The 12,454-nt window shown below is 27.6% G+C and carries 12 protein-coding genes; 4 read left to right on the forward strand and 8 right to left on the reverse strand.

Features of this window, described 5'->3' with window-relative positions; genetic code table 11:
- Positions 1-203: 203 nt before the first annotated feature.
- Positions 204-890 (forward strand): response regulator transcription factor, encoded by a 687-nt coding sequence (locus tag I2E98_RS03860; protein ID WP_195467651.1) that lies wholly within the window; start codon positions 204-206, stop codon positions 888-890.
- Complete coding sequence (locus I2E98_RS03865; RefSeq protein WP_195467652.1) at positions 880-2,394, forward strand: HAMP domain-containing sensor histidine kinase; 1,515 nt, start codon at positions 880-882, stop codon at positions 2,392-2,394. The genes I2E98_RS03860 and I2E98_RS03865 overlap by 11 nt, the downstream gene beginning before the upstream one ends.
- Positions 2,395-2,845: 451 nt before the next feature.
- Here the strand turns inward: I2E98_RS03865 and I2E98_RS03870 are convergent, their stop codons facing one another.
- From I2E98_RS03870 to I2E98_RS03880, 3 genes are all read right to left on the reverse strand, one after another.
- A complete protein-coding gene (locus tag I2E98_RS03870) occupies positions 2,846-3,253 on the reverse strand; it encodes a hypothetical protein (protein ID WP_195467653.1) in 408 nt (135 codons plus the stop codon).
- A gap of 30 nt (positions 3,254-3,283) precedes the next feature.
- Positions 3,284-4,027, reverse strand: coding sequence for an SDR family oxidoreductase (locus I2E98_RS03875; protein ID WP_195467654.1), 744 nt, complete (start codon positions 4,025-4,027; stop codon positions 3,284-3,286).
- Between the two features lie 65 nt (positions 4,028-4,092).
- Positions 4,093-5,025, reverse strand: coding sequence for a metallophosphoesterase (locus I2E98_RS03880; RefSeq protein ID WP_195467655.1), 933 nt, complete (start codon positions 5,023-5,025; stop codon positions 4,093-4,095).
- 172 nt (positions 5,026-5,197) lie between these two features.
- Between I2E98_RS03880 and I2E98_RS03885 the strand changes: the two genes are divergently transcribed.
- Entirely contained in the window at positions 5,198-6,370 is a 1,173-nt protein-coding gene (locus I2E98_RS03885; protein ID WP_195467656.1) for an amidase domain-containing protein, read from the forward strand.
- A 30-nt stretch (positions 6,371-6,400) separates the two neighbouring features.
- On the opposite strand, the gene I2E98_RS03890 is transcribed toward I2E98_RS03885, so the two are convergent.
- From I2E98_RS03890 to I2E98_RS03900, 3 genes are all read right to left on the reverse strand, one after another.
- Positions 6,401-8,500 carry a sodium-translocating pyrophosphatase gene (locus tag I2E98_RS03890; RefSeq protein ID WP_195467657.1) on the reverse strand — a complete coding sequence of 700 codons (2,100 nt, stop codon included), beginning with the start codon at positions 8,498-8,500 and terminating at the stop codon, positions 6,401-6,403.
- A 135-nt stretch (positions 8,501-8,635) separates the two neighbouring features.
- Entirely contained in the window at positions 8,636-8,785 is a 150-nt protein-coding gene (locus I2E98_RS03895; protein ID WP_195467658.1) for a hypothetical protein, read from the reverse strand.
- A 31-nt stretch (positions 8,786-8,816) separates the two neighbouring features.
- On the reverse strand, positions 8,817-8,966 hold the full coding sequence (locus I2E98_RS03900) for a hypothetical protein (protein ID WP_195467659.1): 150 nt from the start codon (positions 8,964-8,966) through the stop codon (positions 8,817-8,819).
- Between the two features lie 162 nt (positions 8,967-9,128).
- Between I2E98_RS03900 and I2E98_RS03905 the strand changes: the two genes are divergently transcribed.
- Positions 9,129-9,284, forward strand: a complete 156-nt coding sequence (locus I2E98_RS03905) for a hypothetical protein (RefSeq protein ID WP_195467660.1) — start codon at positions 9,129-9,131, stop codon at positions 9,282-9,284.
- Between the two features lie 68 nt (positions 9,285-9,352).
- Here I2E98_RS03905 and I2E98_RS03910 read toward each other — a convergent pair whose 3' ends face one another.
- Positions 9,353-11,353: a YgiQ family radical SAM protein gene (locus I2E98_RS03910; protein ID WP_195467661.1), complete on the reverse strand. Its 2,001-nt coding sequence runs from the start codon at positions 11,351-11,353 to the stop codon at positions 9,353-9,355.
- Positions 11,354-11,630: 277 nt separating this feature from the next.
- Positions 11,631-12,269, reverse strand: coding sequence for a hypothetical protein (locus I2E98_RS03915; protein WP_195467662.1), 639 nt, complete (start codon positions 12,267-12,269; stop codon positions 11,631-11,633).
- Positions 12,270-12,454: the final 185 nt, after the last annotated feature.

Genomic DNA, 12,454 nt, shown 5'->3' on the forward strand with positions numbered 1-12,454 from the left:
GCGCCTACCTTCCCCCATCTATATAATTCTATCTAGAATTATAATATAATATGTTTGATATGTAATTACAACCTAATAATATTTTTACACTCCATATAATTCTTTACAATATAGTTTTTATATGAATTATTTTATATCATAGTTTATAATTAAATAATAATGTTTTATAATTTATGTAATAAACTATTTTTAAAGGAGGCATTATGAACAAAACAATATTAATAATAGAAGATGAATTAAAAATAAGATTTCTTTTAAGAGATTATTTAAAAACAGAAGGATTTAATGTTTTAGAAGCTTCTGATGGTGATGAAGGATTATTTGTTTTTAAAAGCAATAAAGTTGATCTTATACTTTTAGATATAATGATGCCTAAAATTGATGGAATAACAGTATTAGAAACTATTAGAACAGTATCTAATCTTCCAATAATTTTATTAACAGCTAAAGGGCAAGAAGAGGATAAGCTATTTGGATATGAAATGGGTGCCGATGATTATGTAACAAAACCTTTCTCACCTAAAATACTAATTGCAAAAATTAAAGCTTTATTAAAGAGAACTATTTCTGATGAAGATGATTTTAATCCTACTCAAAACTATAATGGTTTAACTATAAATAAGTTAGCTCACGAAGTAAAAATTAATAATGAAACCTTAACACTTTCTCCAAAAGAATTTGAACTTTTAGTTTACTTATCTGATAATATGGGAATAGCTTTAAGTAGGGATGTAATACTAGATAATGTTTGGGGAATAGATTACTATGGTGACTTAAGAACTGTAGATACAAATATTAAAAGACTCCGTGAAAAACTTGGGGAAAAATCTAATTATATTGTAACAGTTAGAGGAAGTGGCTATAAATTTGAGGTTCAAAATGAAAAATAGTATTTCAAAAAGAATAACATTAATAACCTTCGGGCTTATATCAATAGTATTTTTACTTACTTTTCTATTTCAAAATATGTTTTTTGAAGAATTTTATTTGTCAAAAAAGACTGAATCATTGATATTAGATGTTAAACGAATTAAAACCTTATATTCTTATCAAAATTTCAATACAAATAATTTAAGTAATGCTTTATTAAACTATGAAGAAAAAAACAACTCACGTATTGCCATCTTTTCTTTAGATGGTAGTATTGAATATTTATCATATTTTGATAAAAATAATATTGAAGATATGAAATCACTTACGGATTTTTGTTCTGAGCTATTATCTGATAATGAATTAATTCAAGAAGTTTTATCAACTAATAAAATTCAAAGTACTATTTTTACTAATAAATATAGCACTTATAAAAAGATAGGTATAATATCATCAATGTCTCTTCAAAGTGAGAATGACTCTATACTTATTTCAGTATCATCTGTTCAACCAATAAAAGAAGCAGCTAGTGTAATTCGTAGTTTTTATCTTTATTTATTTATAGGTTTTTTGATTTTAGCTATTTTCTTATCTAAAATCTATTCAAAATTAATAAGCAAACCCCTTATTAATTTAAATAATGTTGCTAAACGAATGTCTACTCTTGATTTTGATGCTAAATGTGAAGTAAATTCTGATGATGAAATCGGAAACTTAGCTAACACACTTAACTTCTTATCGTCAAATCTTGAAAATTCACTGCAAACATTGCAAGAAAAGAATAATCAATTAGAAAGAGATATTGAAAAAGAAAGAAACCTTGAAAACATGAGAAAAGACTTTGTGTCTAGTGTTAGTCATGATTTAAAAACACCACTTGGAATAATTAGTGGTTATGCGGAAGGTTTAAAAGACGGAATTGTTTCTGGTAAAGATGCAGAAGTGTATCTTGAAACAATAATAGATGAGGCAACTAAAATGAATCTTCTATTAACAAACATGCTTGATTTATCAAAACTTGAATCAGATACTATTAATCTAAACTTAGAATCATTTAATATAGTAAGACTACTTCAAGGTATGGTAAAAAGATTTTCATTAGAATTACAAAATAAAGAACTAACGATTACATTTAATTTACCTGAATATGCATATGTAGAAGGAGATATTATGACATTAGAAAGAGTTGTTCAAAATCTACTATCTAATGCAATAAAATATACTCCTAGAGGAAATGAAATTATTATATCTGTTATTGAAAGTGAAACACTGTATTTAATTTCATTTGAAAATAAGGGAATTACTATTCCTACTAATGAGCTTGATAATGTTTTTGCAAAATTCTATAGACTTGATAAATCTGGTGATAGAACTAAAAATAGTTATGGTCTTGGATTAGCTACAGTAAAGAGAATCTTAACACTTCATAATAGTGATTTTTCATTAAATAATGGTGAAAATAGTGTTATATTCACCTTTACACTAAAAAAACAAGACTTAATAATATCCGACGACTTTGAATAATATTTTTCATCAAGTGAAGCCAAAAAATAATGATATAACCTCCAGGAATGGTGTAATTTACGTTAAGAATTTATATTGTTTTTTCCGGAAAAGTGCTAAAGCTTCGAAAGTCACTTTGTTTCCTCAGCTTTTTAACGCCCTATTTCCTCCAAAAACAATTAAATTCTAAAACTTAATTACAATATTCCTTCCGGTAATATCATTATTTTTTTCTCTTCTACTTGATATCCTCCGCTTCTCACTTAAAACATTATTTTTTTCTCTTCTACTTGATATCCTCCGCTTCTCACTTAAAAGTTAACAATTTGTGCTATAAATTATTCTGAGAATATAGTTATCTTTTTAATTAAGTATATTGGCTTTATTTTAAAATGATATGAAAATAGGTATAACATAAAGGATGTCTAATGGACATCCTTTTAAATCGCAATACTTTAAATTTATTTACCATTTAAATATAGACGCGATCTATTTTTTTGAATATTATTTCTTTTTTAACATCTAATGTTTCTCTATCTATCTCTACTTTAAATATATTAGGACAACCTTCTTCTCTCCATTTTCTCATAAATTTTGCATTTGCCTCTAAAATATAATAGTAATTCTCATCAAAATCATCTGAAAACTCTAAATATGCTAATTTACTATATCTATCTAATTTTATATTACTTTTATCTAAATTTTTAATAATTGGTAGAAAATATTTTAATGGAATTTCATATTTGTATGTACCCTTTATTTCTTTTCCTTCAATTAAAGCTCTTTTTAGAAATCTATTTTCTTTTTCATCTAACTCTTTAAATCCAAGCTTAAATATTGGTTCATTTGCTCTATTTTTATCTATTTTTATCTTTATCATATTAATCACCACTTTTACTTTAGCTATATATTATAAAAAGCCACCATCAACTCTAATAATTTGCCCTGTTAAATACTTACAGTCATCTTTACATAAGAAGATAACTGCTTTTGCAATCTCACTTACATCTCCAAATCTATTCATAGGGATTTCATCAACTAATTGATTTTTCTCTTCTTCGCTTAAAAAATTATTCATTTCTGTATTTATAACACCTGGTGCTATTGAATTCACTCTTATTCCAAAAGGAGCAACTTCTTTAGAAAGAGATTTTGTAAATAAGTTTAATCCACCTTTTGTAGTTGAATATACTACTTCGCAAGATGCTCCCGCTTCACCCCAAATAGATGAAATATTAATTATATTACCATTTCCTTTTGAAATCATATAATTTAATGCATATTTTGATAAATACATAGGAGCTAGAAGATTTGTATTTATTAGACTTTGGAAATTTTCATCATCAACGTCTATAAATAATCCAATTTCTGATTTTGCTGCATTATTAATTAATATATCAATTTTTCCAAAGGTATCAATTACTTCTTTTATGAGTTCTTGACACTGTTCTTTCATTGCTATATTTTTTTTAATTACCTTAGCATACCCTCCTAACTCCTTTATCTCTCTTAATGTTGAATTAGCACCTTCATCATCTTTAGAATAATTTATAATAACACTTGATCCATTTTTTGCAAGTTCTTTTGCTATTGCCTTTCCAATTCCACGTGAAGCACCAGTAACTAATGCAACTTTTCCTCTTAAATCACTCATTATTTTCTCCTCTCTAGCTTTATTTATATTATAATTTATATTTATATTTATATCAAAATAATATATTATTTATTTCTTCTTAATCTTTCTTCCTTAGCATATTGTAAGTATGCTGAAACTTCTGCTGGTCCTGCAATACTCTTTCTAGTTACCCAAAGTGAACCAGTATCTTCTGTATCAATTACCCACTTTACTAATTTTATTTTTCCTTTTTCTATTTCTATAGCTGTAATAGCTGCTGGATAAACGCAACATCCATCATTAAAGTATGGTGGGTCATATAAATCTGGGAATCTACTATTATGTGTATGTCCACAAATAATCATTGTACAATTATCTCTAGCCCAATTTTGCAACTTAATATCTACCCTACTTCGCTTTGTTTTGCTCTTAGCTGATCTAGTAGGATCCTTAAAACCAGCAACACCATTTAAAAACCTCCATATATATCTTACTAAAAATTCATTTATCCTCCATATTTCATTATTCCAAAAATCTAGTTGGTGTCCATGAGTAACCATTATTTTTTCTTTAAGAGGCTTATACATTAAATTTATTCCTGCATAATATTCATTGTTATTTATAAACTTTATAAATTCATCTCCATAATCTGCACCTATTTTTCTTAAAGCTTTTTCTTGCCTTTGCCTAAAATTTTTTTGCCTTTTAATAAGATCATGATTTCCATAAATACAATAAATATTATTCTTCTTACTAAATTTATTAAATATTTTATATATATCATCATAAAAATAAGCTATTTCATTGAAATTCTTATTTTTCCATAACTCGTCCCCATCACCAACTTCTATATAAGTATAATCATTTTTCAAGTAATATTTCAATGCTGTTATATATATATTTCTATTAGGTAGAAGTGAATCTGAATATGTTCCATCACCTCTATGCACATCTGAAATTAATACTATCTTACTTTCATCATCAAAATCTAAAATAAATCCATTTTCATAAATATTATTTAACTCTTTCTCTGACATACTCTCTCCAGTTTTTAATATTATATATTTATTTTATGAAAATAATTTAATATTTGATAATTTCTAATATTTATTTTGTATATAAAATTTAATATCATGGCACAAACTATAATAAGACCTATTTACAAACTAATTTAATAAAATAACAAATGATAAGTAAGGAGTAATGAAAATGAATAACTTATTACTAAAAAAGAATCAATTTTTATATAAAATAATTTTATTTATTTTAATTCTATCAAGTTTAAGTACTTTAACAGTAAGTGCATTAGAATCTCCTGAAACTAATATATCTAATATACAACAAGACTTTACTGATGTTTCTAGTGATAACGATAATAATGATGAATTAAAACAACAATTTCAACCTTTAATAGAAAATATATTTTCAAATAGAAATTCTGCAATTTTAACTAGAGATTGTGAAGGTTTAAAAGTATTTTATGATTTGAATAAAAACGTTGGAAAATGGGCTTATGAAAATGAAGTTACTAAAACAAAATACTTTACTAATTGGTGTGAAAAACAATGTGTTTCATTTACGAAAATAAACTCTATAATTAAAGTTTCAAAGGTAAAAGAGATTGAAAAAGATGTGTATAACGTAATTTGCTATGCTTGCACAAAATTTTGTTATAGCTATGAGGATGAACCTAATATTGAAAATTATTTTAAACTTGGCACTTGCCATTATATAAATCTTAGAAAAGATGATGATAAGTATATAATTATAAAAGAATGGTATACTGATCCTTTAGCTGATTCTCTTGATCTTAATAATATAGAATGTACTGAAATTAAAAACACTATTCTTTCTCATAAAAAATTTGATTTCACAATAGACGAAAGAACTCAAAAAGCAATTGACTATGCTCATGAATATTGTGGAATTAGTGATAATGAAGAACATTTATTTAAATATAATAAAGAATATAAAAACTTTAATCCAGATGGTGGTGATTGCGCTAATTTCGCCTCTCAAATTATGTTTGAAGGTGGTGGCTTTAAAAAAAATAGTACTTGGAATTATTGCAATAAAAGTGCTACAAAAGCATGGGTTAATGCCCAAGGATTTAAAAATTATTTAATAAATAGCGGACGTGGTTCTTATATAGCAAAAGGTTATTATTGTGACACTTATAAAGATGCTTTTAACCTTAGACCTGGAGACATAGTAGCTTATGAAAAGAGAGGAAGAATAACTCATGTTTCCACTGTTACTGGTTTAGATTCTAAAGGTTATCCATTAGTAACTTGCCATAATACCGATAGAATGCTTGTACCTTATGATTTAGGATGGAGTAATAGTAATATAAAGTTCCATTTTATAGATGTACATTATTAAAAAAAGCGAAGACAAAAGTCTTCGCTCTTTTTAGAAAATATGGAAAGTCAATATTACCATACCAAATACTATTGAAATTATAGACATTAACTTAATTAATATATTGATAGCTGGTCCTGAAGTATCTTTAAAGGGATCACCTACAGTATCTCCAACTACAGTACCTTTATGACACTCTGAACCTTTACCACCAAAATTACCTGCTTCGATATGCTTTTTAGCATTATCCCAAGCTCCACCAGAGTTTGACATCATAACTGCTAAAACAAATCCACATATTGTTGCTCCTGCAAGTAATCCTGCAACTCCATTAGGCCCTAAAATTATTCCTACAACTAACGGACTTATAATAGCTATTGCTGCAATTACAAGAAGTTCTTTCTGAGAAGATTTTGTACAAATATCAACACAAGAAGCATAATCTGGTTCTGCTTTTCCATCCATTAAACCTTTTATCTCTTTAAATTGTCTTCTTACTTCAACAACTATTTTACTTGCAGCTCTACCAACTGCACTCATTGTACAAGATGAAAATGCAAAAGTAACCATTGCACCAATAAATGCACCAATTAAAACTTGTGGATTTAATATTGATAAGTCAAAATTAAATGCTATATTATTACTTGTTGCCATTTCTTCAATTGAATTCTTATATGCCGCTATAAATGCTAATGCTGTTAATGCAGCTGATCCAATGGCAAAGCCTTTTCCTGTTGCAGCAGTTGTATTACCTAAAGAATCTAATGCATCGGTTCTATCTCTTACTTCTGAAGGTAATCCTGCCATTTCTGCTATCCCACCAGCATTATCAGCAACTGGTCCATAAGCATCAGTAGCTAAAGTTATACCTAAGGTAGATAACATACCCACTGAGGATATTGCTATACCAAAAAGCCCTATATTAAAATTATTAAATCCACCAGAAGCAATAAAACTAATTAATATAGAGCATCCTATTATAATTACAGGTGCTGCTGTGGATTTCATTCCAACTGACAATCCAGTAATTATTACAGTTGCAGGACCTGTTTCTGATGACTTTGCAATACTTTTTGTTGGTTTATAATTATCACTAGTATAATACTCAGTGAAAAATCCAATTAGTAAACCAGCTACAAGCCCACATAATATTGAGAAATAGATACCAATATTTTCTCTGCCTAAAATATTATTTACTACAAAATAAGATGCTATTGCAATAATAATTGCTGAAAAATATGTTCCTCGTCTTAATGCACTTAATAATGCTTTTTGTGATACATCTTCTTTAGATTTAACAAAGAAACTACCAACTATTGAAGCCATTACACCTATAGAAGCAATAACTATAGGAACTGCAGCACCATTTACTGAAAGACCTGCAGATACAGCCAATGCACAAGAAGATAAAATTGAACCTACATATGATTCATAAAGGTCTGCACCCATTCCAGCAACATCACCTACGTTATCACCTACATTATCTGCTATAACAGCTGGGTTTCTTGGGTCATCTTCTGGAATACCAATTTCAACTTTTCCAACTAAATCTGCTCCTACATCAGCGGCTTTAGTAAAAATACCACCACCAACTCTTGCAAAAAGAGCCATAGATGATGCACCCATACTAAACGTTAACATTGTAGCTGTTATTATTGTAATTCTTTGGTCTATCGGCATCGCTCCATAATACCAATTTAAAATAAAATACCAAATACTTAAATCTGCCAATGCTAGTCCTACAACAACTAGTCCCATAACTGAACCACTGGAAAAGGCTACTCTTAAACCACTATTTAAGCTTTTAGTACATGCATTTGCAGTTCTACTATTAGAGTTTGTAGCAATTTTCATTCCTAAATATCCACTTAACCCTGAAAAAATTCCTCCAGTTAAAAAAGCAAATGGCATAAAAATACTTACAAACTTAAATTGAGCCAGTATAAATAAAATAATAAACATAATTACAAAAAATATTCCAACACCCTTGTATTGGCGTTTTAAAAATGCATTAGCCCCTTTTCTTATACTTTCAGCAATATACTTCATCCTGTCTGTACCTTCATCAACTTTAAAAATTGTGTAGGTGTAGAACGCAGCAAAAATTAATGCTAAGCTTGCTCCTACTGGTGCAAAAACCATTAAGCTCATAACCTTTTTCCCCCTTATTTTAGAATAAATCTTAAATAAACCTTTGTTTTAAAAATATTAAAAAGCAATATAAAATATACCATTATAATAAAAAATAATATATTTCATATTGCTTATAAAATCTATTTTACTTTTTTAAAATCCTTTTCTCTTAGCCTCAATACCACTTTCATTAAGTGCAGGTTCCTCTATTGTTGTTACATATTTATTTTTAGGATTATTATTTTGAGATTTTGTTCCATTTTTTAAGTAATTTTCTTTAGTATATTCTCTTTGATTTTTCATTATTCTCTCCTTATTTTTTATATAAAATCTATTAGAATTTTGGGTCTATTTCATCTCTTTGTATACGTTTTAAATCCTTTAATCTTAAATGAGTTGTCTCCATTATTTTATCCCAAGGTTCGCCATCAATAATCATTTTTTTGGCAACATCTCTACTTAAAAGTGTATCCAGCTTCTTCATTTTAGAACCTCCTTTTATCTTTTTGTTACTATTATTTTATGGCTTTTTATAAAACTTATTCGAGTTATTAATTTCAAAAACTTACATTAAATTAATTAAATTTAGAGTAATAAAAATTTTTTTACTAAATATAATGTAACATAATGAAAGGAGAGATGAAAAATGAGTAAACAAAAACGTGGAAAATACATTAAAACACTTCCTAATTGGAGAGGAACTTGTCCTATTTGTGGTAGAAAGAGAGTTAAATTAGTTTGGAACAAAAAGGATGAGAATGGCAATACTATTAATGTTTGCAAAAAATGCTCTCTTACTTAAATATTTTAAATATTTATTCATAAAAAAGGTATAGTAAAAATTACTATACCTTTTTAGAATCTTATTTATTAACGGATTCTACTATTTTTTCCTTTTTTATTTTTACTATTTTTAGCATTTCTAGAATCTCTATTTTTCTTAGAATTACTATTCTTCCCTCTACTTGAAGAATTTTTATCCATTTGCTTTCCATTTTTTCTTGAAGAACTCTTTCCCTTTGAGTTCCCTTTAGATTTTGGTCTAACTAATCCATGGGCTTCTTTATATCTTTGTTCCTTTGATTTTATTAAGCACTTAGGTCCATTTCCTATTAAGTCTTCTCTTCCCGCTTTCATTAATGCATCATAAACTATATTATAGTTTTTAGGATTGCTAAACTGTAATAGAGCTCTTTGCATAGCCTTTTCTTCTTTACTCTTAGGAACATATACAGGTTTCATTGTTATCGGATCTAATCCAGTATAGAAAATTGTAGTTGATAATGTCCCTGGTGTTGGATAGAAATCCTGTACTTGCTCTGGTTGATATTTTATATCTCTTAAATATTCAGCAAGCTCGATGGCTTCCTTTAAAGTACTTCCAGGATGACTTGACATTAAATATGGAATAATGTATTGTTTCTTTCCTAGTTTTTCTGTTATTCTAAAGAATTTTTGTCTAAAATCTTCATATGTTCTTCCTGCCGGTTTACCCATATGCTTTAATACTTCTTCTGATACATGCTCAGGCGCAACTTTTAATTGACCACTTACATGATGTTCTACTAACTCTTTAAAGAATGTATCATCCTTATCAGCCATTACATAATCATATCTTATACCTGAACGCACAAATACCTTTTTTATTTTAGGTAAACTTCTTACGCTTCTTAATACATCTATAAACTCCTTATGATCTACTTCCATGTTTTTGCATACACCTGGACTTAAGCATTGCTTAGTCTTACATGCACCTATAGTTAATTGATGCTTACATGCAGGTTTTCTAAAGTTTGCTGTAGGACCACCAACATCATGAATATAACCTTTAAAGTCTTTCATTTCTGTCATTTCTTTAGCTTCTTTAACTATAGATTCTTTACTTCTACTTTGAACTGCTCTACCTTGATGGAATGTTATTGCACAGAAAGAACAGTTACCAAAACAACCTCTTGATCCTACTATACTAAACTTAACCTCTTCTAATGCAGGAATTCCACCCATTGGTTCATAACTTGGATGATATTCCTTTGTAAATGGTAAATCATAAACTGCATCTAACTCTTCTCTATTTAAAATTACTTCTGGTTTATTTACTACTAAGAATTTATCCCCTTGATCTTGAACTATAGTTCTTCCTCTTATAGGATCTTGTTCTTGATATGTAACCTTAAATGCCTCGCAATATTTAATTTTATCAGTAGAAACCTCTTTATATGATGGAATAACTATATGCTCTTCATAAACTTCATCTAAACTATCAGCTAAGTAACATGTACCAGGTATATGTCTTATATACTTAGCATCAAATCCTTCATTTAAATAATGAGCAACTTCTACTATTTGCTTTTCACTCATTCCATATATTAAAAGATCAGCTCCACTATCAGTTAATATAGATTTTCTAACCTTGTCTGACCAATAGTCATAATGTGCAAATCTTCTAAGACTAGCTTCAACACCACCAATACAAATATTAATATTTTTATATGCTTCTCTAATCTTATTGCAGTATACTATAGTAGCTCTATCTGGTCTAAGCCCCATTTTTCCACCTGGAGAGTACAAATCCTTTTCTCTAACCCTTTTACTTACAGTATAATGATTAACCATAGAGTCCATATTTCCTGCATTAACTAAAAATGCTAGTCTAGGTCTTCCAAGCTTCATAAAATCATCTGTACTATGCCAATCTGGTTGAGCTATAATACCAACCTTGTAACCAGCATGCTCCAATACCCTAGATATTACTGCTGTACCAAAACTATGGTGATCAACATATGCGTCTCCTGTTACAATTATGAAGTCACATTGTTCCCAACCTCTCTCTTCCATATCTGCTTTACTTATAGGTAAAAATTTATTATTCATTTAATCACATCTTTCATTTTTTTCTTTACGCATCTATTTAAAATACATTTTCTTATAATTCGACATCTATTAATATACCATCTAATTTTACTCTTGTTAATACCCCATATAAATTTACCATAATATTTATTTATAACTTAATTATTTCCTAAAATATAATTTTAAACCCTTAAATTATTTTTATGACTAACTAAAAAAATAAACCTTGATTTAAAGTGGCAATTACAATATTGTATCACTTTTCTCAAGATTTATTTTATACTTTCATACTAACTACTTAAAACTCTAAAGTATTACTTAAATAAGTTCCCAATCTTTTTAACATAAAAGGATTTTTATCTATACCATCAAATAATGCTAATATTTGATTTTTATTTAAATCCATATGGCTTTCTAATTCATCAAGCATATTATCATCCTCAAACTCTTTTACAAGTTCTTTTCCTATTTCATTTACATTTTTAAAAAACTCAAGCTTACTAAATATACCAAATGCTACATTACCTCTAGAGTTTGTTATATTAATAAATCTCTTCAATTTTTCTAATGTAAAATTATTTTTTAAACTTTTAATCATTTCATAATCATGTCTGATTTCTCTTAAAATATCATACTTTTCACGATTCTCATTTTCTTCAATAAGGTCTATGGTTTCATAATCATCTAATGCATCTAAAAATATTGTATTTTCTTCTCTTCCAAAAGCTTTTGTTATATATGTTGATGGTATTACAACAAACCTAATAAATCCTATAAGTTCTTGTGGTGATTTAAAAGAATACCAATTACAAAAAAAATCTCTACTATATGAATTTACTAAAGAGAACTTTAATACATACGCATCAGGTTTAATATCTATATTATCTTGATTCATTAAATAATTTTGCCAATAGTAAATTAAATCATATTTTTTCAAAATTACACCTCCTAATACCATACCCTATTGCTTATTTTAGCTTGTACATTAATATTTTCAAAACTGCTTAAATTTTAATATATTTATGATTATGTTTTATAACATTATTTTATCCATAATTTATATTTTTATTACTACTAAATACTATAAGCCTTCCCCCTAAAACTTAACCTTAGAACCATAAA

The organism is Clostridium sp. D43t1_170807_H7 (assembly GCF_015555905.1).
Taxonomy (GTDB): Bacteria; Bacillota; Clostridia; order Clostridiales; family Clostridiaceae; genus Clostridium.

Coding starts and splice junctions, on each gene's coding strand:
- I2E98_RS03860 (WP_195467651.1), top strand. CDS start 204: ATGAACAAAACAATATTAATAATAGAAGATGAATTAAAAATAAGATTT.
- I2E98_RS03865 (WP_195467652.1), top strand. CDS start 880: ATGAAAAATAGTATTTCAAAAAGAATAACATTAATAACCTTCGGGCTT.
- I2E98_RS03870 (WP_195467653.1), bottom strand. CDS start 3,253: ATGATAAAGATAAAAATAGATAAAAATAGAGCAAATGAACCAATATTT.
- I2E98_RS03875 (WP_195467654.1), bottom strand. CDS start 4,027: ATGAGTGATTTAAGAGGAAAAGTTGCATTAGTTACTGGTGCTTCACGT.
- I2E98_RS03880 (WP_195467655.1), bottom strand. CDS start 5,025: ATGTCAGAGAAAGAGTTAAATAATATTTATGAAAATGGATTTATTTTA.
- I2E98_RS03885 (WP_195467656.1), top strand. CDS start 5,198: ATGAATAACTTATTACTAAAAAAGAATCAATTTTTATATAAAATAATT.
- I2E98_RS03890 (WP_195467657.1), bottom strand. CDS start 8,500: ATGAGCTTAATGGTTTTTGCACCAGTAGGAGCAAGCTTAGCATTAATT.
- I2E98_RS03895 (WP_195467658.1), bottom strand. CDS start 8,785: ATGAAAAATCAAAGAGAATATACTAAAGAAAATTACTTAAAAAATGGA.
- I2E98_RS03900 (WP_195467659.1), bottom strand. CDS start 8,966: ATGAAGAAGCTGGATACACTTTTAAGTAGAGATGTTGCCAAAAAAATG.
- I2E98_RS03905 (WP_195467660.1), top strand. CDS start 9,129: ATGAGTAAACAAAAACGTGGAAAATACATTAAAACACTTCCTAATTGG.
- I2E98_RS03910 (WP_195467661.1), bottom strand. CDS start 11,353: ATGAATAATAAATTTTTACCTATAAGTAAAGCAGATATGGAAGAGAGA.